The 22207-nt window shown below is 68.9% G+C and carries 24 protein-coding genes and 1 pseudogene; 10 read left to right on the plus strand and 15 right to left on the minus strand.

The annotated features are described in order from the left end of the window. The first annotated feature begins 134 nt into the window (after window positions 1–134). Window positions 135–650, plus strand: coding sequence for a nitroreductase family protein (locus ABT299_RS25840; RefSeq protein WP_208269775.1), 516 nt, complete (start codon window positions 135–137; stop codon window positions 648–650). Next, window positions 625–1065, plus strand: a complete 441-nt coding sequence (locus ABT299_RS25845; protein ID WP_387026388.1) for an archease — start codon at window positions 625–627, stop codon at window positions 1063–1065. The genes ABT299_RS25840 and ABT299_RS25845 overlap by 26 nt, the downstream gene beginning before the upstream one ends. 28 nt (window positions 1066–1093) lie before the next feature. Here the strand turns inward: ABT299_RS25845 and ABT299_RS25850 are convergent, their stop codons facing one another. From ABT299_RS25850 to ABT299_RS25865, 4 genes are all read right to left on the minus strand, one after another. Continuing rightward, entirely contained in the window at window positions 1094–2506 is a 1413-nt protein-coding gene (locus ABT299_RS25850) for an RtcB family protein (RefSeq protein WP_500252300.1), read from the minus strand. A 2-nt stretch (window positions 2507–2508) separates the two neighbouring features. Then, a complete protein-coding gene (locus ABT299_RS25855; RefSeq protein WP_500252274.1) occupies window positions 2509–2718 on the minus strand; it encodes a hypothetical protein in 210 nt (69 codons plus the stop codon). 10 nt (window positions 2719–2728) lie between these two features. Then, window positions 2729–2980, minus strand: coding sequence for a hypothetical protein (locus ABT299_RS25860; RefSeq protein WP_500252275.1), 252 nt, complete (start codon window positions 2978–2980; stop codon window positions 2729–2731). 275 nt (window positions 2981–3255) lie between these two features. Next, window positions 3256–3933, minus strand: coding sequence for a haloacid dehalogenase type II (locus ABT299_RS25865; protein WP_500252276.1), 678 nt, complete (start codon window positions 3931–3933; stop codon window positions 3256–3258). A gap of 1073 nt (window positions 3934–5006) precedes the next feature. Here ABT299_RS25865 and ABT299_RS25870 point away from each other — a divergent pair. Both ABT299_RS25870 and ABT299_RS25875 read left to right on the plus strand, forming a co-directional pair. Then, a complete protein-coding gene (locus tag ABT299_RS25870) occupies window positions 5007–5720 on the plus strand; it encodes a site-specific integrase (RefSeq protein ID WP_500252277.1) in 714 nt (237 codons plus the stop codon). Between the two features lie 33 nt (window positions 5721–5753). Next, window positions 5754–6113: a hypothetical protein gene (locus ABT299_RS25875; RefSeq protein WP_500252278.1), complete on the plus strand. Its 360-nt coding sequence runs from the start codon at window positions 5754–5756 to the stop codon at window positions 6111–6113. A 432-nt stretch (window positions 6114–6545) separates the two neighbouring features. On the opposite strand, the gene ABT299_RS25880 is transcribed toward ABT299_RS25875, so the two are convergent. From ABT299_RS25880 to ABT299_RS25890, 3 genes and pseudogenes are all read right to left on the minus strand, one after another. Then, window positions 6546–7463 (minus strand): ketopantoate reductase family protein, encoded by a 918-nt coding sequence (locus tag ABT299_RS25880; protein ID WP_500252279.1) that lies wholly within the window; start codon window positions 7461–7463, stop codon window positions 6546–6548. 122 nt (window positions 7464–7585) lie between these two features. Next, the gene (locus ABT299_RS25885) at window positions 7586–8491 is read right to left on the minus strand and encodes a YbhB/YbcL family Raf kinase inhibitor-like protein (RefSeq protein ID WP_500252301.1); all 906 of its coding nucleotides are present in this window, start codon (window positions 8489–8491) and stop codon (window positions 7586–7588) included. Between the two features lie 261 nt (window positions 8492–8752). After that, a pseudogene (locus ABT299_RS25890) lies at window positions 8753–9262 on the minus strand (MFS transporter); the annotation flags it as partial. Between ABT299_RS25890 and ABT299_RS25895 the strand changes: the two are divergent. Next, entirely contained in the window at window positions 9239–9841 is a 603-nt protein-coding gene (locus ABT299_RS25895; RefSeq protein ID WP_500252280.1) for a CGNR zinc finger domain-containing protein, read from the plus strand. The pseudogene ABT299_RS25890 and the gene ABT299_RS25895 sit on opposite strands and share 24 nt — an antisense overlap. 491 nt (window positions 9842–10332) lie before the next feature. Then, entirely contained in the window at window positions 10333–10686 is a 354-nt protein-coding gene (locus tag ABT299_RS25900; protein ID WP_500252281.1) for a helix-turn-helix domain-containing protein, read from the plus strand. A gap of 255 nt (window positions 10687–10941) precedes the next feature. Here the strand turns inward: ABT299_RS25900 and ABT299_RS25905 are convergent, their stop codons facing one another. Both ABT299_RS25905 and ABT299_RS25910 read right to left on the minus strand, forming a co-directional pair. Beyond that, complete coding sequence (locus ABT299_RS25905) at window positions 10942–11337, minus strand: nuclear transport factor 2 family protein (RefSeq protein WP_500252302.1); 396 nt, start codon at window positions 11335–11337, stop codon at window positions 10942–10944. Between the two features lie 67 nt (window positions 11338–11404). Then, window positions 11405–12190, minus strand: a complete 786-nt coding sequence (locus ABT299_RS25910) for an SDR family oxidoreductase (protein ID WP_500252303.1) — start codon at window positions 12188–12190, stop codon at window positions 11405–11407. Window positions 12191–12436: 246 nt separating this feature from the next. On the opposite strand from ABT299_RS25910, the gene ABT299_RS25915 reads away from it, so the two are divergent. Continuing rightward, window positions 12437–13048 (plus strand): response regulator transcription factor, encoded by a 612-nt coding sequence (locus ABT299_RS25915; protein WP_500252282.1) that lies wholly within the window; start codon window positions 12437–12439, stop codon window positions 13046–13048. Here the strand turns inward: ABT299_RS25915 and ABT299_RS25920 are convergent. After that, the gene (locus ABT299_RS25920) at window positions 12974–14908 is read right to left on the minus strand and encodes an ATP-binding protein (protein WP_500252283.1); all 1935 of its coding nucleotides are present in this window, start codon (window positions 14906–14908) and stop codon (window positions 12974–12976) included. The two genes, ABT299_RS25915 and ABT299_RS25920, sit on opposite strands and share 75 nt — an antisense overlap. An 870-nt stretch (window positions 14909–15778) precedes the next feature. Here ABT299_RS25920 and ABT299_RS25925 point away from each other — a divergent pair. Then, on the plus strand, window positions 15779–16420 hold the full coding sequence (locus tag ABT299_RS25925; protein WP_500252284.1) for a LysE family translocator: 642 nt from the start codon (window positions 15779–15781) through the stop codon (window positions 16418–16420). Here the strand turns inward: ABT299_RS25925 and ABT299_RS25930 are convergent. From ABT299_RS25930 to ABT299_RS25940, 3 genes are all read right to left on the minus strand, one after another. Further along, window positions 16417–16635, minus strand: a complete 219-nt coding sequence (locus ABT299_RS25930; RefSeq protein WP_500252304.1) for a hypothetical protein — start codon at window positions 16633–16635, stop codon at window positions 16417–16419. The genes ABT299_RS25925 and ABT299_RS25930 overlap by 4 nt on opposite strands. Before the next feature lie 342 nt (window positions 16636–16977). Further along, the gene (locus ABT299_RS25935) at window positions 16978–17715 is read right to left on the minus strand and encodes an SDR family oxidoreductase (protein ID WP_387026363.1); all 738 of its coding nucleotides are present in this window, start codon (window positions 17713–17715) and stop codon (window positions 16978–16980) included. A 2-nt stretch (window positions 17716–17717) separates the two neighbouring features. Further along, on the minus strand, window positions 17718–18665 hold the full coding sequence (locus tag ABT299_RS25940; protein ID WP_500252285.1) for an MFS transporter: 948 nt from the start codon (window positions 18663–18665) through the stop codon (window positions 17718–17720). 90 nt (window positions 18666–18755) lie between these two features. Between ABT299_RS25940 and ABT299_RS25945 the strand changes: the two genes are divergently transcribed. After that, window positions 18756–19250, plus strand: a complete 495-nt coding sequence (locus ABT299_RS25945; protein WP_500252286.1) for a MarR family winged helix-turn-helix transcriptional regulator — start codon at window positions 18756–18758, stop codon at window positions 19248–19250. Window positions 19251–19434: 184 nt separating this feature from the next. On the opposite strand, the gene ABT299_RS25950 is transcribed toward ABT299_RS25945, so the two are convergent. Together ABT299_RS25950 and ABT299_RS25955 are read right to left on the minus strand one after the other, a co-directional pair. Further along, the gene (locus tag ABT299_RS25950; RefSeq protein WP_500252287.1) at window positions 19435–20070 is read right to left on the minus strand and encodes a LysE family translocator; all 636 of its coding nucleotides are present in this window, start codon (window positions 20068–20070) and stop codon (window positions 19435–19437) included. A 103-nt stretch (window positions 20071–20173) separates the two neighbouring features. After that, on the minus strand, window positions 20174–20644 hold the full coding sequence (locus ABT299_RS25955) for an aminoacyl-tRNA deacylase (protein WP_500252288.1): 471 nt from the start codon (window positions 20642–20644) through the stop codon (window positions 20174–20176). Window positions 20645–20776: 132 nt separating this feature from the next. Here ABT299_RS25955 and ABT299_RS25960 point away from each other — a divergent pair, with 132 nt between their 5' ends. After that, window positions 20777–21868, plus strand: coding sequence for an ArsR/SmtB family transcription factor (locus ABT299_RS25960; protein ID WP_500252305.1), 1092 nt, complete (start codon window positions 20777–20779; stop codon window positions 21866–21868). Window positions 21869–22207: the final 339 nt, after the last annotated feature.

The following is a 22207-nucleotide window of genomic DNA, read 5'->3' on the forward strand; positions in this document are numbered from 1 at the left end:
TGATGCGTCGGGCCGTACCCGGCCATATCCGGCTCATGCCCGGCTCTTCGGCGAGTGGCCTGAGCACGGTGGTGGCCTGCCTGGCCGGGAGGCGTCTCGCGTTACTTCGGCTGGGAGCCGGGTAGTCGCGCACCGTGGAGACATGGGATGTGCTCACCTCGCGTCGCAACGTCCGGACCTATCAGGACCAGCCGCTGCCGCACGAGGAGCTGAGGCGGATTCTGGAGGCAGGGCGCCGGGCGCCGTCGGCCCGGAACCGGCAGCCGTGGGATTTCGTGCTCGTCACCGATCCGGACAGGCTGCGGGAGCTGTCGCAGGTCTGGCGTGGAGCCGGTCATGTCGCCGGCTCCGCGGCGACGATCGTTCTGGTGGCGCAGATCCAGGACGATCCCGATCAGCGTGACCGGATGCGGTTCGACCTCGGTCAGGCCGCGATGGCGATGATGCTGGCCGCCGCCGACCTCGGCATCGGCAGCGGGCACGCCGACGTGTCCGACCAGGAGCGGGCTCGCGAGATCCTCGGGATACCGGGCGACCGGTTCTGCGCCTTGATGCTCGCGCTCGGACGCCCGGCCGACCGTCCGCTGCGTCCCATCGGCCGACCCGATCGCAGGCCGTTCGACGATGTCGTCCACATCGGCCGGTGGTAGCGCGGCGGGGCATCGCGGCGTCCCGCACACCGCGGACCTGAGGATCGAGGCGTGGGCTCCGACGCGGGAGCGATGCATCGCCGAGGCCGTGGCGGGGCTCGTGGGATCGTTCGCCGATACCAGCGGCGTCCGGCCGTCTCGCACCATCCGGTTGAGTCTGCCGCCGGGGCCGAACACCGACGTGCTGGTGAGCGTCCTCGATGAGGTGATCTACCGGTTGGAGGTCGACGGAGAACTCGTCCTCGGCGTGGAGATCGCTCGCGCTCCCGGCGCAGGCCTCATCGCTGAACTGACGGCCGGCGACGCGAGGCGGGCGACTGCGGTCGGTGCCGTGCCGAAGGCGGTTTCACTGCACGGCCTGCGTTTCGACCGGAGGGACGAAGGCTGGTCCTGCGCGGTGACGATCGACGTGTGACCCCCTGCCCCGTTAGGAGGCCCGCAGGTCATCCCTTCACGACACCGACCGGCAGGAGACGGGCGACCTTCCGGCACAGCCCCGCGCCCTCGCTGGCCTCGATGACGGCCGACACGTCCTTGTAGGCGTCCGGGGCCTCCTCCGCCAGGCCGCGCCAGGACGATGGACGCACCGCGATCCCCCGCTCCTCCAGCGTCGCGCGCAACCGCCTGCCGTCGACGCCCCGGGCGGCCTGGTGGCGGCTCTGTACCCGTCCGGCGCCGTGGCAGGCGGAGGCGAACGCGGGCCCGCCCGGCATGCCGACCAGGACATAGGACGAGGTCCCCATCGTCCCGGGGATCAACACCGGCTGTCCGGCATCGCGCAGGTCGGGCGGGAGGTCGGGGTGCCCGGGCGGCAGCGCACGGGTGGCTCCCTTCCGGTGGACGCACAGCCGGCGGCGCTCACCGTCCACCGCGTGCTCCTCGAGCTTGGCCAGATTGTGGGAGACGTCGTAGACAAGGTCGAGCGGGGCGCCGGCGATCCTCTGGAAGACCCGCCGGGCCGCCTGTGCCAGCAGCTGCCGGTTGGCGCGGCCATAGTTGGCGGCGGCCGCCATGGCCCCCAGGTAGGCGCGGCCCTCGGCGGAATCGACCGGTGCGCAGGCGAGTTGCCGGTCGGGCACCTGGATCCCGTACCGCTCCATCCGCCGCTCCATCGCCCGGACGTGATCGGTGCAGACCTGGTGCCCCAGCCCCCGCGAACCGCAGTGGATCATGACGCAGATCTGCCCGTCCCGCAGCCCGAAGGCCTCGGCCACCTGCCGATCGTAGATCTCGCAGACCCGCTGCACCTCCAGGAAATGGTTGCCCGAACCGAGGCTCCCCACCTGACCCGCGCCCCGCTCGAGCGCCCGCTCGCCGACGTGGTCCGGGTCGGCGTCGGCGACCGCACCAGCGTCCTCGCAGCGCAGCAGGTCTCGCTCGTTCCCGTGGCCGTGCTCGACCGCGTACCTCGATCCCCCGGTGAGGATGCCGGTCAGCTCGCGGCGCCCGGACAGGCGCCATACCGCGCCCCTGCCCATACCGCGCGGGATCACCGGGTCCAGCCCGTCCATCAGCTTCTCCAGGACCGGCTCCAGATCGGAGGCGTCGATGTCGGACGCCATCAGCCGGACGCCGCAGGAGATGTCGAATCCGACACCTCCGGGCGAGACCACGCCGCCCTGCCGCGGGTCGGTGGCCGCCACGCCGCCGATGGCGAAGCCGTAACCCCAGTGAATGTCCGGCATGGCGTACGAGGCGCGCACCACCCCCGGCAACGCGGCCACATTCGCGACCTGATCGATCGCGTTCTCGGCCGACCCCAGCAGTTCCCGCGAAGCGAACACCACTCCCGGAACCCGCATCGCCCCCGTCGGCTCGATCCTGAACCGGTACGGAGCCTCCTGCACCAATTCCATGGTCATGAGACGTCGGCCGGCTGCGGCAGGTACCGGCCGGACCATCGAACCGCCAGGTCGGCCGCCCGCTCCAGCGTGCCGGACTCCTCCAACAGACGCGGGGCCCCGCTTCCATGCGCGAACGGCACCACGCCGGCCGGCTCGTGCAGCAGGACCAGGTCACCGGGCTGCGCGGCATTCTCGACATCAAGCGTCACTTCGGCGGCATCCATAACGCGGGCGCTACCCCGACCGTGGCACCGCATGCGACACCATGAATTTTCGTCTCGGAGGCAGCGCGTTGTCTCCGCCGTCGTCACAGATCTCGACCGCGCACAAGCGCCCTCCGCTGGGCCACGATCCGTGCAGCGCGACGGTCGGGCCGTCAGAGGTCGGCAGCTGTTCGACGCCGACCGGCAGCGCCCGCCGGTCCATCGCCCGTTGGGTCACCTTGTCCAGGGCGTACACATCACCCTGGTCATGGGCTTTCATCATCGGGCCTCACACGTTAAGACCAGCGCAAGCCAGGGCACCCGCCCACACGTCGGCGCTGGCTACGCCCGGCGTTCGACCGCGTGCGTCGCAATCTGTACCGGCGAGTGTTGACGACGGCCGCGTTGGCGGGGCAGCCGGCCATCGGCGATGAAGCGAGCGATGGCCGGTCGACGCTGGCCGGCAGTGACCGGCAAGGCGCGCCGACCACCTTCTCCGGCAGCACGCCCCACTCGGCCCAGGTGCATCCGCGCTGTTCGGCGACTGCTACCGGTTGTTCATCCGACGGCGGCAAGGTCGCGCGCCAGGCTTCGCAGATCGGTCGCGGTGTGGGTGGGGGCGGTCATGACGGCGGGATATGCCACGCCGTCGCGGTTCAGCCAGGCGGCTTGGAGCCCGGCTCGTCGGGCGCCGTCGATATCCCAGGGGTGGACGGCGACCAGCAGTGTCTCAGCCGGGTCGACGCCCAGCGTCCCGGTGGCGTGCCGGTAGGCCGCCCAGGCGGGTTTCCACGCTCGTGGAGCACTCACGTCCAGCAGCGCCGCAAAGTACCCCAGCAGACCGGCCCGCGACAGCAGCGACTCGGTGTTGGCGGCCGATCCGTTGGTCAAGGTGGCCAGCCGCAGTCCCGCAGCGTGCAACGCCCGTACGCCGTCCGAGACGTCGTGGTGCACGTCGAGTTCTGCGAAACCGTCCAGGACGTGGGCCGCGGCGCGCGATACGTCTCCGTCCCATCCGGGCAGAGCCGTCAGCAGACCATGCAGCCCGGCATCGGCCACGTCGCGGAAGCCGGCGTAGGCGCCGGCGGCGGTGAGCGCGAACCCGTCCCGCAGGACCCCGGCGAACCAGGCTGTGGCCAGGTCGCCTGGAGCGCGGACGTCTTCGAACCGCCTCCGCAGCGCGGACATGTCGCTCAGGGTCTCGTTCACGTCGAAGAGCACTGACCGGATGGGCATACCCGGTCTCCTTCCCGCCTCCGGGCAAGTCGAAAGGGCCGGTCGATGTGAGAGCCCGACTCCCGCTCTGGACCAACCCGGACTGCGGGTTGAAGACCCGGACCTATCCCGATACCGGGATCTTCCCGCGCAACCTGGTCACCGCCGCACGACGAGTCTGGGAGAGCGTCGCATGCTGAGCCCCAGCCGATCGAGGGCGCGCGGCCCCGACTGAAGTTGGCCGTGCGCCGTCGTCACTGCGCTCGGGATTCCTGGCGGCACGGTCGGCCCCTGCAGCGTGGATCAAATAGCGCATGGCCATCAGTCGCTCACGCGGGCGGTCAGCGTTGGTTCGACGGCCTGGTGGCGAGTGACCACAAGCCCTGACCGGTCCGGTCACGTCCAGCTTCCTCTTTCAGAGTGGCAACCACGACCAGAGGTCGGCGGAGCCTCCTCCGACCGGACCGGGCGCTTCGATGGCTGTTGATGAGGCGCCCAGCGCTCCTGGGGCGTTGATTGAGAACAAGTCCAGCCCTGGACCGGTAATCGCGTCCGGGATGGTCGCTGGCGAGCTCGGCCGCTGCCGGGCGCGCCTGTGGAGCTGTCGGCCGGGGGCTTGACCAGCGGGGTGCAGTCGAGCGTGCATACCGGTGCTCCGAACCAGCAGGACGGACACGGTCGCGTTCAGCGGCCGGTCCGTCCGGTCGGCGGAGCGGTCCTGATCTGTTGGAGGACGCCCGCGTCGTCGGCGCCCGCCCACGTGTGTTCCCGTGACGGTCGGTAGGCCATCGAGAGGCTGACCGCGCTGTGGGTTGGGTGGTGATGCAGGGGCTGACGCCGGCGGAGATCCGTGCGCGGCCCGCGGTGGTCGACCTGGTAACAGCGGGTCAGGCGCTCGGAGTGGGGCGCACCAAGAGCTACGAGCTGGCTCGGATCGGGCGGTTTCCCTGTCCGGTGCTGCGGGTCGGCCGCAGTTACGTGGTCCCCACCGCCGGGGATACCTCCGCCAAGATGACCCCGACCACCGCCACCGCGTCATCGACCTCATCACCACCACCCTCAAGCAGCACAAGCGCCTGCCCGAGCCGGACGAAGTGCGGCGCAAGATCCGCACCGGCCAAGTCCTGGACACCACCATCACCACCGGGCAGTGGCTCACCCTGTGGCTGGCCGGGCGTAAGGGGCTGCGCGCCAGCACCATCCGCAGCTACCACACCCACATCCACGGGCACCTGATCCCCGTCATCGGTCACATCCGCCTCGACCGGCTGCGCGCCGCCGACGTGAAGGCGGCGTTCGAGGCCATCGACGAACGCAACGAACTCATCACCCACGCCCCCACCACCGGCGACCCGGAAGTGCGCGTCCGCGTGAAGGGCTGCCGGGTCGTGGGCGCGGCGACCAAGCACCGCATCCGTGCCACTTTGCGCGCCGCACTGAACAAGGCGATCCGGGAACGACGCATCGACCTCAACGTCGCCTCCCTCAGCGAACTCCCACCCGGCAAACGCCCCAAAGCACTGATCTGGACGCCCGAACGGATCCAGCAATGGGAACAGGCGCGCGACGCCTACATCACCGTCAAGGCCGGGATCCGCCGCGCCCAGCTCGGCGGACGCGGCCACAGCAACCGGATCAAGCCCATGGACTCCTATTTCGGCACACCGCGGCCATCTCCGGTGATGGCGTGGACAGCTGAGCAGACCCGGGTGCTCCTCGACCGCGCCCGAGGGCACCGGCTGTACGCGCTGTACCACCTCATCGCCTTCCGCGGCCTTCGCCGCGGCGAAGCCTGCGGGCTGCGGTGAGCGGACGTCGACCTCGACGCGGGGGTCATTCGAGTGCGGTGGCAGATCACCCAGATCGACGGCACAACTCAACAGGGACGTCCGAAGTCTGAGGCCGGCGAGCGGCAAGTCACCCTCGACAAACACACCATCAAGGAGCTCACCGCCCACCGCGCCCACCAGAACCACGAACGGCTCGCTGCGGGCAGTACTTGGAACGAAAGTGGCTTCGTCTTCACCGACGACACCGGAGATCCGCTCCGGCCCGAATACGTACTCGCCGGACACGACCTCGAAGTCGTCCAGGAGACTTTGGGACTGCCCTCCATCACGATCGCCTCCGACACCTACACAAGCGTCCTACCCGACCTGGCGCTACAGTCCGCCGAAGACGCCGCCGCTCTCCTCCTGTAAAGCAATTACAGAAGAAGTAAGAACCGCCAGAGTGGTGCGCAGATCATGTCCTAGGCGTTTTCCGCCGCGAGCGGCGGTCCGCAGTTCCAAAAACAACTCACGCGCAGATTGGCTCGATTGTTATGCATAGGCTTCCGGTTCGTCAGGTCACTTCACCTGTAAACTTTTCCTGAAACGATTGCGGGATTCGATCAAAGGAGCGCTTAAGTGGTGTTAAGTGCTGCTCCTACCATGATCGGCGTCGCGCGCCGCGCCTGCCAAAGGGGGAGAACGGCTTCGCTGATCGCATCCGTCACCATCGCTGTGCACGGCGCGCTCACCGCCTTGGACGCCGACCTGGGGGAGCGGTGCCCGGGCTGGGCCTCGGCCTACCGGCCAGCAGGCCCGGGATCCCGATACCGCCGCCGAAAGCTTCGTTTTTCTGGCAGTTGATCAGAGCGCTGTCGAACGGGCGAGCGCTGTTAGCTCTGTGACCAGTCTACGGGCGATCGGTGCCTGCACGGCCTGTCGGTCCGCGGCGCGAAGCAGTGCCCCGCCGATGGCGTCCAGCTCCAGCGGGCGAGCGGCTTCGGCGTCGCGTTGCATGGAGGATTTGGTCTCCGGTGGGAAGTCGTCGTATGCCCCCATCACCGCATCGGTGTTGATCTCGGGCGCAAAGGTGCGACCGATCGCTGTGGTCTCTTCGACCAATTCGAGCAGTTCTTGTCTCCGCGCCGAGCGCAGCTCGCCTATGGAGAGTCCGTGTCGTGTTGTCAGCAGTGCCATCGGGGCGAGAAAGCTCATCTTGCGCCATAGCGTGGCGGTCTGGTCGGGCTGCACTTTGGTGCGCACGCCGGCTGCGTTGAGCATCGCGGCCGTGGTGTCGAGGCGCTGGGAAGGTACGGCATCGCCGGCCAGGTCGATGTCGGTGAACGGGCTGCCGTGTTCGATGACACCGGGAGCGACCCGGGTGGATTCGACGCGGATGACGGCTGGCGCCACCAGTTCCGGGCGGTACCGCTGGCACAGCAGGTCCGGATGTTCGACACCGTTGAGAAGCGGAACGATCAGACCGTTGTCGGCCGCTGCCGGCGGGACGCGCCGCAAGGCGGCCTCTAGTGCGGTCTGCTTGCAGGTGATCAGGCACAGGTCGACTGGTTCAGTGAGCTCGGTAACGGCCTCGACTGCCACGGTGAAGTCACCGAACTGGGCGCTGTGCACGCTGATCCCAGTGCGGAGCAGCGTGGCCGCGGTCGGCTCGCCGGCCACACAGAGCACTCGGTGTCCGGCGCGGGCGAGCAGTGCGGCGAGCAGGCCGCCTACACCACCAGGGCCGAGCACGGCCACGGTGGAGGGTGCTGAGTCGTTCATCGCGTTCCTTGCTGTGGTTTATGGAGATGTGGGTGTTTTGATGCGATTTTGTCGAGACCCTATCTTCGAGCCGTCGGTCATACTCGATCGCGGCCGCAGGTTCCCGTACGGGGCCGGTAGCGTCAGTAGGTGGGCCTGAGGACGCCACGGGCGATGGTGTGCGCGGTCAGGAGGGAACCGGCGTATCCGGCGCTGGCGTCAGCGGTCAAACCGAGGTCGTCGATGTCCACGGCATGAACCGCGAACACATACCGGTGTGCGGGGTCCCTGCTCGGTGGTGCGGCGCCTCCATAGGCGTGAGTGCCGAAGTCGTTGCGCAGATGCAGCGCACCGGCTGGAAGGTGCTCGCCGTCACCCCGGCCGGCGTTGCCCGGCAACCTGGTGCAAGTGGTGGGCAGCCCGAGCAGAATCCAGTGCCAGAAGCCGCTGCCGGTGGGGGCATCCGGGTCGTAGCAGGTGACTGCGTAACCCTGCACGTCTTCTGGTGCGCCGGTCCAGTTCAGTTCCGGGCTTTTGTTTGCGCCGCCGAGGCTGTCGTGGAGGTGCGGTTCGGCGAGGGGTTGCCCGTCGGCGATGTCGGGGCTGTGCATGGTCAAGGGGGCGACCGGCGGGAGGAGGTCGTAGGGGTCGGGCGCTTGGGGGCGGCCGGAGTCATATGTGCTGATCTCGACGAGGTTCTCGTCCGGATCCCGCAGATAGATGCTGGTCATGGGGCCAGTGGCTCCCGTGCGCGCGACCGGCCCCAGTTCGATGGGCACGGACAGGGCGCGCAGATGTTCCTGGACGCAGGCGAGGGTGACGGCGCTGATCAGGCACAGGTCGGCTGAGCCGGGAGTCGGGTGTGCGGCTCTGGGGTCCAGTTCACGTCCGGCCTGGTGGAGGTTGAGCTTCTGTCCACCGAAGGTGAGAGCTTGTCTACCCTCGCCGAAGGTCACGGATCTCATCCCCAGCACGGTGCTGTACCAGTTGATGGTGGCCGAGATGTCACGGACGGTCAGTACGAGATGGTCGGCGTGGACGATGCGCATCGAGTCTCCTTTCCCGGAACCTGGCTGCACGGCCTCGGTGGTGGTTGTATGTGCGGCCGTCCATCCGGCCCGGGCGGCGGTCTCCGTCCCAAAGATGGGCTTTTCAGACCGCCCGCAGCGAAGATCGCCGTGTTCTGTAGCCCGTGAATGCGGCCAAGACGGTCTTGCGGACCGGTGGCCACAGTCAGCCGGGTGTTGCGGGTGAAGGCCAGACCGTTTCAGCAGTCCGCCAGCGGGCACGGCGGGCCGACGCAATCCGAGCACCGCCCCGAGTCGGTCGAGCGGCAGGCGGTCGGCTAGTGGTTTTTCCAGTGCCGACGTTCCCGCGGCGGCGCCCACTCCGGCGACTGCAAGTCCGGTCGTGACCGCGACGGCGCTGCCGCCCCTGGCGGCCCATCCGGATCCCGCCGGCGCCGCGGCTGCCACCGGCAGGCCCGGCAGCGGGATTCGGCGGTCACCGACTTGGTCCGCCCATACTCCCCACGCGAAGGCTGATGCCGCAGTTGCCGCGAACACAGTCCCCAGCAACGGGCCAAGCCTCATCGAGCCGACATTCAGATCAGCCTGCGGCTGAACGCTGATGCTCGGCAGACCCTGCTGCACCACCGATACGGCGATCTGAGCAGCCAGGACCGTCGGGACGACGGCACTGGACACCGATGGAGAGTGCGCGATATCTGGGAGCAGAGTCGATCGGAGCGTGCGCCCCCTGCCAACCTTGTCCACGTCACGAGTTATACTCGTGACGTGGAAGCCGACGCAACCTGGCACAGGGACACTCCTGTTGAGGAACTGCGGTTCAACTTCCGTTCCGGCCGTCTGTGCCTGGCCTTTGTCGCCACGGTCGGCGAACGGTGGCGCGGCAATTACGAGCGCCTGCGAGAACCGGCCGACCTGACGCGGTGGTATCGCGAGTGCGGACTGCTCGACGAACCGGTCGCGGTCACGCCGACGGGCCTGGACGCAGCCCGCACGCTGCGCGAGGCGATCTACCGCGTCGCCCATGCAGTGATGGCCGGACGACTGGCCGCCGTCCAAGACGAGGCCACCATCACCGCCGCGGCCGCTGCCCCCGCACTGATCCCTGTGCTCCACAAGGGAACCGGTCAGCTGACGCTGCCGGCCGACGGCGGCGAACAGGCGGCGCTGAGCACCGTCGCCCGCGACGCCATCGACCTGTTCACCGGCACCGCCGCCGATCGCATCCGCGAATGCGCAAGCCCTGAGTGCGCCCTGCTGTTCGTCGACACCAGCCGCCCTGGACGCCGCCGCTGGTGCTCCAGCGCCGCTTGCGGAAGCAAGGACCGATCTGCGGCGTACCGCCGACGACAAGCTGGGAACGGTCCCTGAACTGTGGCTTCGACAGCCTGGTGATGTACACGGACTTTTGTGAGGTGGTGGAGCGTTGAAGGCTTCCCTGGCCGGTGGAGCGCACCAAGCGATCCACGGATCCGGTCATGGGGACAAGGCTGGTCATCCGCTGCTGCTGCTCTGCGAAGGTCAAGCGTGAGCGGCGCTCCTGCCGATGCCAGCGGTCGGCGGGCGCGGCCGAACGGGATCAGGCAGACCCCCAGATCACCGGCTCATCATCCACATTCATCGGTGCGCGGGGCCCAGGCGTCTGCCCGCTGCACGCCGAAAACTCTCCCAGCTGTTCCGTGCCGCCTACCGGCGGCGCATCGGTCACGCGCTCTGGCCCGATCACGAGCCGCTGACGATCACCGCGCCGGTGGACGTTGTGTCCGGCCCGGCTGTTCCCCCAGCCCAGCCACTGCTCCCCAAGGTCACGGCGGCGTCTTCCACATGACGCGGGACCGGAAGGCGTCACGCACGTGACGACAATGACCACGGCACTGAGCGACATGCGACCCATCGGGGAGCAGTTGCGCGCATGGCGGCAGCTACGGAAGCTGAGCCAGTTGAAACTGGCGTGTGAGGTGGACATGTCGGCCCGGCACTTGAGCTTCGTGGAGACGGGCCGGTCGGTGCCGAGCCGCGACACGGTGCTGCGGCTTGCCGAGTACCTGGACGTGCCGCTGCGCGACCGGAACCTCATGCTGCTCGCGGCTGGGTACGCGCCGGTGTTCCACATCCCGCTGCGCGACCCCAACCTGCTGCTGATCGCGGCCGGGTACGCCGCAGTGTTCGACGAGACGCCGAGTTCGCCGATGCGGCCGGAACGAGACGGCTGTTAGCTCAGTGACCCCAAGGACCTTCGTCTGCGTTCCCCTCATCTGGAAGAGAGTGCGTCGAGTACCACGCACGTTTGTGGAGGTGCGCTTTCGCCTGGACGACGCCTCTGCCATGGCGAGCCGGACGTGTCGGGACTCGACGACACGATCGAGTCAGCCGCCTCTCGGCCCCGCGCACCAGGCGATCAACCATGACGAGCGCATCAGCGTCGAGATCAACGATCGGGATGACCAAGGCATGATGGAGCTGCGGTCTGATCAGGGCCGGGGGCGGGAGGCGGCGTCCAGGCGGTAGTGCGCTCGCTCGGCGTCGGGGATGGGGAACGAGCTGTGCACCCACATCTGGTCCACGGTGCACGCGGTCATCCGCCAGAGGCCGTCCTCCTTGCGGAACCGGTCGACGCGCAGGCCCTCGCCCGCGATGATGGGCCGCTGCGGCCCGTCGCCGTCCTCGCCCACGAGCACGCCGAGCAGGTAGGACAGCGCGGTCGCGGTGCCGTCCTCCTCGGCGTGGACGGTCGGGTTGAGGCTGGCGTGGCGCAGCCCGTCGTTGATCGGGAGCTTCTCCCGCAGGAGCGCGATCGCCGCCTCCCGGCCCTCCCGGTAGCCCCAGACGTGGTCGAGGACGAAGTCCTCGGTGAGCATCTCGCGCAGCGCGTCGAAGGGAGTGCTGTGAGGACGGCCAGGGCGGGTCGCTCGGGGGCGCCGGCCTGGACGTTTCTCATCCGCGGCCGGTAGCGAGGCTCAAGCCTCCGTTGACCTCGATCACCTGGCCGGTCATGAACCCGTTTGTCGCGGCCAGTAGCACGGCCTGGGCCACGTCCTCGGCTTGCCCGACCCTGCCGACCGGCAGGGCCGCGGCGTGCTCGGCGAACATCTCCTCGCGCTGCCGGGCGGGCATCTTGTCCCACCATGGTGTGGCGATGATGCCGGGGGAGACCGCGTTGATCCGCAGTGGTGCCAGCTCAGTCGCCAGTGGCCGCACCATCGCCTCCAACGCCCCGTTGATCGCCGCCAGGCCAGCCGTACCCGGCAACGCCGCCCGCGCGGAGGACGCGGTGATGAAGGTGACCGAGCCGGTCGGGGCCAACGACCCGAGTGCCGCCTGAAGGATCTTGAGGTGGACCCAGAACTTGCCTTCGAAACCGTCGCGCAGGGCCTGCAGGTCCAAGCCGGGGAACGGGCCGGCACCTGAACCGCTGCTGAGCGCTAGCACCATTTGGTCGTAAGTGGTGTCTTCGGCGAAGAATGCCGCCAAGGCCTCCTCCGAACCGCCGTCCAGGCGCCGCGCAGTGATCTTTTCACCGATGGCCGCGGCTGTCTCGGCCAGACGATCCTGGTCGCGACCGGTGATCACTACCTCGGCGCCCTGCTGAACGAACAAGGCAGCGCTGGCGGCCCCGATCCCTGAACCGCCCCCCATGACCAGCACACGCTGATCACTCAGTGACGCGGGTAGTGGGTTTCTGGTCCACCTGGAGCCCGGAACTTCTCGATTCAAAGGCATGATCACAAACTCCAAGAGAGGATGAACGAAACAGGAGCGATCTGCGCGGAAAGCCGGTCCGCGACCCGCTCGTTCCTCATCCTTCGGGTCGTTGTTGTCGTGCACGACGATGCTGCCAGCGCATCCGGCTGCTGTGACAGTGCCGCTGTCACCGTGAACCCGTGCATTTCTCACATGGGTCCGCCCATGCTCTGTGCCTGTGCCTGTGCCTCAAGGGGCGAGCATGAAGGAGGAGGCTGAGGCTCCGTGAGTGTCCCGTCACTACTGATCGCAGAGGACATGCATCTTCTCCGGGAGGCACTGGCCGAGCTCCTCGGTCTGGAGGGGGACATGGAGGTCGTGGCTCAGGTGGACTCCGGGACGCGCGTCGTGCCGGAGGCGGAGCGGTACGGGCCCGACATGTCGATCGTCGACATCGACCTGCCCGAGATGGACGGTCTGGTGGCGGCCGCGCTGCTTTCCGAGCGGGTGCCCGGCTGTCGGGTCCTGATCCTCACCGCGCTGAGCCGTCCCGGGCATCTGCGGCGGGCGCTGGAGGCGGGCGTCGCGGGGTTCGTGCGCAAGGACGTCCGGCCGGAGGAGCTGGCGGCGGCGGTCCGCACGGTCGCCGCGGGCGGCACGTTGATCCATCCGGCGCTTGCATCGACGGCGCTGCCGGCTCCGCAGAGCCCCCTCACCCAGCGGGAGACCCGGGTGCTGCGCCTGTCGGCCACCGGCGCGCAACCGATGGAGATCGCCGAGCGGCTGTTCCTGTCCTACGGGACGGTGCGGAACTACCTGACCTCAGCGGTCGGCAAGCTCGGCGCCCGCAACCGGATCGACGCCGTCCGCATCGCCACCGAGTCCGGCTGGATCTGACCGGAACTCGGCCACCACCTCGAAACCGCCTTCCGAGCGCGGCCCCGCCGACAGCCGTCCGCCGGTGCGGGCGGCCAGGCTTTCCAGCCCCACGCCCCCAGCGACCGAAGTGCGGGGCTCACCTGCGCCGTCGTTGACGATCCGCAGGCATGCGGCGCCGTCCGAGCCGGTGACCGTGATGGAACAGGTGCGCGCCCGGCTGTGCCGCAAGACGTTGGTGACGCCTTCGCGGAGCACGGCGGCCAAGGCGGTGCCGGTCTCGTCTGGCAGCGTCCCTATCTCCACCTCGGCGCGAACGGTGATGCCTGCGGCTTGCAGCGCCTCGACCGCCGCATCGATCTCATGGCGCAGCTCGAGCCGGACCCGGCCGCCGGTGATCGAGCCGAGCTCGGCGTGCGCCCGTTCCAGGACCCGGACCAGCGTCGCCAGCTCGGCTGCGGCCCGTGCCGGATCACGGTCCAGGAGCCGTAGGGCCAGCTCTCCGCGCAGCGCGACCGCTGACAGGCTGAACCCCAGGACGTCGTGCAGGTCGCGGCCGATCCGGAGGCGTTCGGCGGCGACGGCGGCGACCGCCAACTCCTGCCTCGCCCGTCCGAGGAGGACGACCAGGTCGCCGAGCCGGGACAGGCCGTAGAACAGCCACGCCAGGATGATGGGCGAAAGCACGCTCGTCACCATGTCCGCCGGGGAGGCCACGGGCGGCGGGGTGATGCACACCACGACCTGCAAGGCCAGGACGGCCGCGGCGATCGCCCACGATCCCGGTGGGCGGACCCAGGCCAGCGCGGCACCAGCGAACAGCCCCCACATGCAGCTGACCACCAGCAGCGTGCCCGCCGCGTAGCTCCCCGGCCAGGCCAGCGGGACCAGCAGCAGGCCCAGCGCGATGAGCCGCCCCCGCGACGGCCGCGACAGCAGCAACGCCACGGCCACCGCGAGCAGCGGGACGAGCAGGTACAGCCAACGCGGGTCTCCGGCGACGGTGAAGACGTTCGTTACCGGCCTCACCGCCTGGATGAGCACCACTGCGGCGAGCACGACGCGGACGAACCTTGGCGACCCGACCGGCGGCCGCATGTCCTGACTACCCGTGGCGCGGTAGGCGCCGGCCATCGAACGGACCTCGGCCAGCGTTCGCCTGGCCGTCTCGGCCGCCTCCTGGATCCGGACGCGGGCGTCCTCAGGCGACGCCTCGGCCGCCGCCGCGAGCCCCTCGGTGATCGACCGCAGCCCGGTCCCGACGGTCCGGCGCAACTCCGCGTCGAGTCGCAGCCGTTCCCTGGACGTCTCGATCCTGGCCAGCTCGTCCCGCGTGGCGTGCAGGTCGGCCACCAGCCCGCTGACGGTGTGGAGGCTGAACACGATCAGCGCGTCCGTCGCCAGGGCCAGTGGCCGCCAGGCCCACACATTGATCGGTTCCCCGGCCAGCAGGCCGGTGGCGGCTGTCGCGGCTACAACGGCACCGAGCAGCGGCCACGACGCCCGCGCCGGAAGGGCGACAAGTACGCCGGCCCCGACCGTCCACGGCAGCCACCCCCACTCCATGCCGACCACGGCGAACGGCATCAGCGCCAGCGCCACCAAGGCCACCAGCAGCCCGAGGCGGACACCCAGCCGGAACCGACCGGCCAGCAGCGCCACCAACGGCGGGTAGGGAGCCGCTGCCAAGAACAGCGCTTCCGCACCCATGCCGCCTCTGGCCGCATCGAACGCCCGGATGCAGAAAAGCAGCGCCAGCGCGGTCCACAACATCGCACGCGCGACCCGCGGCGGGAGATCCTCAACGCTCGACTCCACACAGCCCCCAAAGCCAAGCAAGATCTTCGCACGCGCCTCCGCCGGACCCGAAGCGCGATCCATGATCTGAGACGGGAGTACAACGAAGGTCGGGGTGTGTCCAGCTAATTGGACACACCCGACGCCACAGCGGCGCGATTGCGCGGCCGCGGAACCGCACGTCCGGGTCCTCAGCCAGGTGTATCACCCGAGGGGGCCTGGCGCTCGATGCGTTGCTGGTCCCCCCGACCAGGCCACCTGGAACGGACGACGCGATCACTCGATGCTGCCGGTGGGCAACGAAACCGATCTGCGCGTCCCCGAACTCACCGACTCACCTCGGAGACGTGCGCCTCGGCACGGGCCCACATCGATTGTCTGGGCAAATGACGCAAACGGGCGCATCACTCCGCTGACCACCAGCACCGTCATCCTGCTCACGTCCTGGCGCAGTGAAGGTGTCGGAACACCTGGCCATCGATTCTGCACCCACCACGCTCCGCCGTTCAGCCACTGCGCCGCCGGCGGAGACCGGTCAAGCTGCGACCGCGCCACCGCCTGCTCATCCGCAAGAGTCTCGTCGATGCGGCATTCGGAGTCGTTTCGACGGCGCCTTAGACGCTGCCGCATTGTGCTCGCTCGGTGGCGCCGGGGTCTGGCGATGTCCTTCAGGACCTCGAGGGTGCGAGGCCGCGGCCGAAGGAGTCGGCCTGCCGGTAGCTGCTCAGGGAGCGTCGCAGGACTTTGGTGTTGTAACGGGTGCTAAGCCCTGCTCGGGGACTTCGGACGAGGTCGCGAGGCCGGATCGTCTTGGAGGCGACGTCGATGGTGACCTCGTGGACCAGCCGCGGACCGGGACCGGCAAGTTCTGTGCTCACCTCCTCGCGGGCCCGTCAGGCGGCCCCGCACCCGGGTAATGTCTGCGACCAGGTGATCGTTCTTTGGGGGTAGTTCGTGGCTGATGCGCTGTCGGCTTTTGCTGTGGTGGCGCTGCTGTTCGCTCTCACGCCGGGACCGGACATCTTCCTGGTGCTCAAGCACTCTTCGAGGGGAGGGAGCCGTCATGGGATCGCGGTGGCGATCGGAGCCGCGTCAGGCTCCCTGGTCTGGGGTGTGGCCGCGGCGGTCGGGCTCGCGGCTGTCATTGAGCAATCCGCATTGGTCTATAACTTCATCCGGTACGTTGGCGCCGCCTATCTTCTCTTCCTCGGCATTTCGACGATCTGGGCAGCGCGCCACCGCAATAGCACCGCAGATGCGGAGCACAAGGCCGTGGCCAGAGAACCGCTTCGTAACAGGAGCCGGGCCGCTGCGTTTCGTACGGGCGTGCTGGCCAACCTGTTGAACCCGAAGATGGGCATCTTCTACGTCGCCATCCTGCCGCAGTTCGTTCCCTCCGGGGCGGACGTGCTTACCACCTCGGTGCTGCTGACCCTGATCGAGTTGGTGATGTCCGCCGTCGTGCTCGCAGCTGTCGCGCTGCTGGCGGCTCACGCCGCCGCGCTGCTGGCCGGAACCCGGTTGCGGCAATGGCTGGACCGCATCGTCGGCGCCGTCCTGGTTGCTTTGGGGATCGGAGTCGCCTCGCAAGCCTAGAGGCCGCGCTGCCGACGACAGTGGTGACGGCTGACTGGCCGGAGGTCTCGTTCTGGGGGAGTGGCAGCAGCCAGATCTAGTAGTTGCGACGTGATCAGGCCAGTGCGAGGCATTGATCCGTGGGGTTCTGGTTCGCTGAGTCGCCGCCATCGGCTCCGATTGCCATAGCCGCGTATATCGCACCAGCGGCGGGCGTTGCGTTGCGATAGGGTCAGGTGAAGATAAGCGCACTGGTCGGCCTGGCATTCCTTGGCGCGACGGGCTTGGGCTCGCCGAGCAGTTCGACCGCGACCGTCGCCGCGAGCGCGCCGGTCATGCCTCCCTGAGATCGGCGGTTCCGATGCGCCCGCGAGCTGCGACGGCCGCAGCTGGAAATGCCCAGCCCGGCGCGCTAACGGTATTTCCGCCGAACCCGGGAGTTCCAGATCGGGCCTGGGGTTTTTGTGAGGGGACGCCGACCATTTCTGAGGCGTTCGCCCGGAGGTCACCGGGAGACGTTGCGTCTTTCTCTACGCCTCACGGTGACCATCCGGCGCCTGGCTTGGCGCGGCGTGCGGTTACTGGAGGCTCTGGCCGCCGTCGATCGCGGTCACCGCTCCGGTGATGGCGCCGTTGCGGAACAGGTGCACGACGAGCGCGGCGACGTCGTCGGGGCCGACGACGCGGCGGATGGGCAGCGATCGGGCGAGTTCGGCCGTACGCGCGGCGAACCGGTCGCCGAGCGCTCCTCGGGTGAGCGGCGTGTCGACGAATCCGCAGGCGACACTGTTGGCGCGAATGCCCCGTTGTCCGAGTTCGAGCGCCAGATTGTTGGTGATCACTTCGACCCCGTGCCCCACGACCGCCGCGGGAAGGGCGCCCATCGCGGCCGGCCGGCGGTTCTGGGTGCTGGTGACGAAGACAAATGATCCGCCGGCCTCCATACTGGCCGCACCGTGCCGGGCCACGCTGAGCAACGAGCCGAGTCGGGTGTCCCAGTAGCGCCGTACCTGGGCGAGGTCGAGCTTTTCGAAGGGACCGAACATCGGCATGCCGGCGCTGAGCAGCACGTGGTCGACCGCACCGAAGGCGGCGAAGACATCCGCCACCTGATCGTCCTGAGTGACGTCGACGGTGGCGACCTCGACGCCGTCGCCGAGGTCGGTCGCGGCCTCCTTCAGGCGCGTCATGTCGCGGGCCGCGATGGTGACGCGGGCGCCGGCGTCGAGAGCGCTGCGAGCGGTGGCTTTGCCGATGCCGGAACTTCCGCCGATGACGACGACGTGGCGTCCCAGCAGGTTCGGATCACTTGTCACGGTCATTCTCCTTGGTGGTGACGGCGGCCGCTCGGCTCGCCGGAGTGAGAGAGGGCAGGTACGGCCAGGGACGTGACGGCCGCGACCAGGGCGAACGCGGCGGCCACGCCGAAGGCCAATGTGTATCCCGACGTGAACGCCCGGGATGGAGCAGCGACGTGAGGAGTCACGGCGCAGGTCGCGGCGACGGTGGACAAGACGGCGAGCCCGATACAGGCACCTATCTGCCGAGTGCTGTTGAGCACCCCCGAATCGAGTCCTGCGTCCTCGCGGGGAACGCCCGACGTCGCGGCGAGTGCGAGCGGCGTCATGGCCGGCCCGACGCCGAGCGTGACGAGCATGCCGGGGACGAACAAGGTGCGCCAGAACGTACCGTCTCCGGTCAGGCGGGACAGCCAGGCCAGTCCGGCGGCGGACAGCAGTGCCCCACCCACGAGCAGGCCGTAGACGATCGTCACCAGCCCAGCGGTGACCAGGATCGCGCCGGTCACGTCGGGACGCGGTCGCCGTTCCGACTTCCGCGACGCGTCCTTGCCGAGTATCGCCAGGGCCGCGACCAGAGCGCCGGCACCGATCGGCCCGTTGACGAACAGGATCCGCCGCCAGCCGAGCAGGCCGGTGAGCACACCGCCGAGGACCGATCCGGCCGCCGCGCCGGTGCCCGCCACACCGGTCCACACACCCATCGCCCGGGTGCGGCGCGGACCTTCGGGGAACGTCGTCGTCAGCAGCGTCAGCGTCACCGGGGACAGCACCGCGCCGCCCAGCCCCTGCACGGCGCGTGCGGTCACCAGGCTCGTCCGGTCCGGGGCGAACCCGCCGGCCAGGCTGACCGCGGTGAGCAGGGCGAGTGCGAACAGCAGCGTGCGCCGCCGTCCGAGCACGTCCGCCAGGCGCCCTCCCAGCAGCAGGAACCCGCGTAGGTGGTCGCGGTCTCGTTCATGGCTCACCTCGTCATCACGTCCACGGAGCATCGGCGCAACAGTAGACGATCCAGATCATCTTAAATCAAGACGATCTCAGGCGTGTATTATCCGTGCATGGGCTTCAGTGATCCGGATGACGAATCGGCGTCGGCCCGTCGGCGCACGGATCTGCACTGGCTCGTCCTGCGCCTGTACCAAGGACTCGGGGCGGTCGAGAACGACGTGGTCCGTCGGCACGGGCTGAGCCTGTGGGGTTACGAGGTGCTCACCGCCGTCGCCGACACACCCCACCGCAGCCAACTCACGCTCGCTCGCACCGTGGGCATCGACAAGAGCAAGATGGTCCTCGTCCTCGACGAACTCCAATCCGCCGGGTTCATCACCCGGACCCCCGATCCCGCCGACCGCCGCGTCCGGGTCGTCGAAGCGACGGCCGCCGGCCTCGACGTGAGGTCCGCGGTCGCCGCCGAGCTCCGCGAGATCGAGGATGCCCTGCTCGCCGACCTCCCGGGCAGTGACCGGCGCACCCTGCTCGCCGGTCTGCAGCACGTCGTCAACGGCCCCCTCGACGACCTCCGGACGACCCGCCCCGACCAGAACTGTCACTGATTCGACCGCCGATCATCGGATCGACGGAACGGCCGCAGCCGGCGCCGTTGAGCTGGCGAGTTCGGCTTCGACGTGATGCCGACGAAGAGTGGCTGTCGCCGCTGTGGCGGGGTGCGATGGGTCCTAGCGACCACATAGCTGGTCAAGGCGGCCGGGAACCTGCTCCCGACCGCTCTGGAGGAGGTCAGTGGGGAGTGGTGGCGATGGTGAGGCCGAGGCCGATCAGTGCGATGCCGCCCGCGGCGCCGATCATCGATGTGCGGCGGTCGGAGACGGCGAGCCAGGTCCGGGCGGCCGATGCGCTCAAGGCCCAGGCGGTGTCGCAGATCAGGCCGATTCCGGCTGGGATCAGGCCGAGGACCATCATTTGCAGTGGGATGTGTCCGGCACCGTGGTTGACGAACTGCGGCAGGAACGCGGCGAAGAAGACCAGGCCTTTGGGGTTGGTGGCGCCGACGAGCAGGCCGTCGAAGACGGTGGACAGGGCGCCACGCCGTTCGCCCTTATCGTCTGCCAGGGCGGTGCGCATTTGGTCGCGGTGGCGGAACGCCTGGACGCCGAGGTAGGCGAGGTAGACGGCGCCGGCCATTTTCACCGCCGTGAACGCGGAGGCTGAGCCTTGGACGAGGGAGCCCAGGCCGAGGGCGACGACCAGGACGAGGGCATAGCAGCCCAGGAGGTTGCCCACGACGGTGGCGAGCGCGGTACGGCGACCGTGGGCGAGCGCGCGGCCGACGACGAACAGGACGCTCGGACCGGGGATCGCGATCACCACGAGGGACATTGCGGCGAACTCGAGGAGGCTTTCGCGGGTCACCATGAGCCAGTTCTTCCTCATCACTGCCACGCCGCTGATGGGACGGCTGCGCGGCACGTGCTTGCTGTACGTGGAGCGGGCCGGCACCGGCGCCGCCCGAGGCGGACTACCGGGAGAAGGACGTCACGCGGGCACGGGGGAGGCGGGCCAGCACAGCGGACTCGATTTGGAGAGTGCGGTCAGCAGAGCCGGCGCCGCAGTAGACAGGGCGGGGCGGTTCCGCGACGGCAGTGTCGATGAGGCACGGCACAGCAGGGCGGTGACTGACCGGAGGTATGCCACCCGGAATCAGGCCCTCCACGGCGAGCAGGCCGGCGTCCGCCATGCGCAGCTGGGAGCGGCCGACAGCGAGGGCACGCGCGAGGCGGGCGAAGTCCACCTGGTCTTCCGCGCGCAGGGCCGCGAGGACGAGCGGGATGTTCCGGGTGGTGAAGGCAAGCGTCTTGACGGCCTGCGACAAGGGAAAGGGCAACGTCCGGCGCTCAGCGACGCTGTGCGCGGCGGCGTGCTCGTGGACGGTGTATGCGCAGCCGTCCGCGTCCAGCACGGCTTGCCAAGAAGCAACGGGCGTATTCATAGGGCGACCTGCGGCTTTCGGGTCGGGGGAAGGAGAGTGACCTGCGGCGAGAAGGCCGCAGGCCGCTCCCGAGCCTGACCGACGCGGCTAGAACCGATCAACTGATTGTGGAATCCTGCAATCGTGATCACCATGGGGTTCACCGAGACGGCCGAGGAGGACATCGCCTTCTCCGTCTCACCGCTGCTCGAAGCCGTCCACTCCTGGCACGTGCTGACCGACCCAGGCCACCACGCCCTGCACATACCGTGGGTGCGGCGCTGCCGCCGGCTGCCCGCCGCCCTGCGTCGGCGGATACGCGAACACGGCTTCGCGGTGGCCGATTACATTCCCGCGTTCTTCGAAAGCCGGGCGGGCGATCACGACGCCGATTTCGGGGACCAGCTCGCCGCCATACGGGCGCTGCCGCCTACCCTGCTGGCCACTGAACTCGCCCAGACCCTCATTGACACCACCCGCTACACCGGACACCACCTCATCGAAGACCCCGCCGTTCGCGACGCGGTCCTCGCCGAACTCCAACAGGCCGAACCCGGCCGGGCGGCACGGCTGAGCGACATCCTCACCGACCCTCGCCCCGTCCTGGAAGATGTGCTCGCCGTACTGGAGGACTACTGGAGCACCGCTTTCGCCGTCGAGTGGGAACGCGTCGAGCCTTCCCTGTACGAGTCGATCGCGCGGACAGGAAGCCGGATAGCCCACCAAGGCCTGTTTCCGATGCTTCGCTCCCTGGTCCCGCAGATCCGCATCGACCCCGCCCGGCGAACGCTCCGGCTCGATCGACCGCACGACCACGACATTGAGGTCACCCGCGGCCGCCCCGTGACATTCACCGCCAGCCACTATGTCTGGCCCCACGTCCGTGTCACCTGCGACCAGCCATGGCCCCAGCGGATCACCTACCCCGCCCTGCCCCTCGCCCCTGCCTCGGCCGCCCGCCCCATCAGTCAGGAAGACACCCTCACCACCTTGCGGGCCCTGGCCGCAGCACCACGCCTGCAGATCCTCGCCCACCTCGCCACCCAAGGCCGCAGCACCCAGGAACTCGCCACCCTCCTCAGCCTGTCCCCGTCAGTGATCTCCCGCCACCTCCACCAGCTCACACAGGCAGGACTCACCACCACCCGACGCGAGGGCTACTACGTCCTCTACTCCCTCAACACCACCCGCCTCGACCAGATCGCCACCGCCCTCACCGCCCTCACTCCTAGGCTCGAAGAGTGAACAAACGGCCGGCCGACATCGGAGCCGCAGGCCACAACTTCACTCCATCGGCCAGACCCAGTACGCCGGGAACGTGGCCGGCCAGGACCGCTAGGACGTCTTCGATCTCCGAGAAGTGACCGAGCGGCTGGAAGGACTCCAGCCACACCACCAACGCCACCGGATGATGCCCACCCCGGATACCACCACGCGCCCGCCGCATTTCAGCTTCGGTCGGCGTGAACGCCTCCGCCGACTCCCGCCCGTCACCCCTCGCGGTGCCTTTCGGCCGTATGCCGGAGCCGACCCTCTTCTATGGAGTTCACGGTGTGTGTCGGCGATCGTCGATAGACACCGTGC

The sequence above is a fragment of the Spirillospora sp. NPDC000708 genome (assembly GCF_040299565.1).
GTDB lineage: Bacteria > Actinomycetota > Actinomycetes > Streptosporangiales > Streptosporangiaceae > Spirillospora.

Coding starts and splice junctions, on each gene's coding strand:
- ABT299_RS25885 (WP_500252301.1), bottom strand. CDS start 8,491: ATGCGCATCGTCCACGCCGACCATCTCGTACTGACCGTCCGTGACATC.
- ABT299_RS25950 (WP_500252287.1), bottom strand. CDS start 20,070: ATGGTGACCCGCGAAAGCCTCCTCGAGTTCGCCGCAATGTCCCTCGTG.
- ABT299_RS25955 (WP_500252288.1), bottom strand. CDS start 20,644: ATGAATACGCCCGTTGCTTCTTGGCAAGCCGTGCTGGACGCGGACGGC.
- ABT299_RS25850 (WP_500252300.1), bottom strand. CDS start 2,506: ATGGAATTGGTGCAGGAGGCTCCGTACCGGTTCAGGATCGAGCCGACG.
- ABT299_RS25945 (WP_500252286.1), top strand. CDS start 18,756: ATGGGCTTCAGTGATCCGGATGACGAATCGGCGTCGGCCCGTCGGCGC.
- ABT299_RS25920 (WP_500252283.1), bottom strand. CDS start 14,908: ATGGATCGCGCTTCGGGTCCGGCGGAGGCGCGTGCGAAGATCTTGCTT.
- ABT299_RS25865 (WP_500252276.1), bottom strand. CDS start 3,933: ATGCCCATCCGGTCAGTGCTCTTCGACGTGAACGAGACCCTGAGCGAC.
- ABT299_RS25845 (WP_387026388.1), top strand. CDS start 625: ATGTCGTCCACATCGGCCGGTGGTAGCGCGGCGGGGCATCGCGGCGTC.
- ABT299_RS25860 (WP_500252275.1), bottom strand. CDS start 2,980: ATGATGAAAGCCCATGACCAGGGTGATGTGTACGCCCTGGACAAGGTG.
- ABT299_RS25900 (WP_500252281.1), top strand. CDS start 10,333: ATGACCACGGCACTGAGCGACATGCGACCCATCGGGGAGCAGTTGCGC.
- ABT299_RS25910 (WP_500252303.1), bottom strand. CDS start 12,190: ATGCCTTTGAATCGAGAAGTTCCGGGCTCCAGGTGGACCAGAAACCCA.
- ABT299_RS25880 (WP_500252279.1), bottom strand. CDS start 7,463: ATGAACGACTCAGCACCCTCCACCGTGGCCGTGCTCGGCCCTGGTGGT.
- ABT299_RS25960 (WP_500252305.1), top strand. CDS start 20,777: ATGGGGTTCACCGAGACGGCCGAGGAGGACATCGCCTTCTCCGTCTCA.
- ABT299_RS25855 (WP_500252274.1), bottom strand. CDS start 2,718: ATGGATGCCGCCGAAGTGACGCTTGATGTCGAGAATGCCGCGCAGCCC.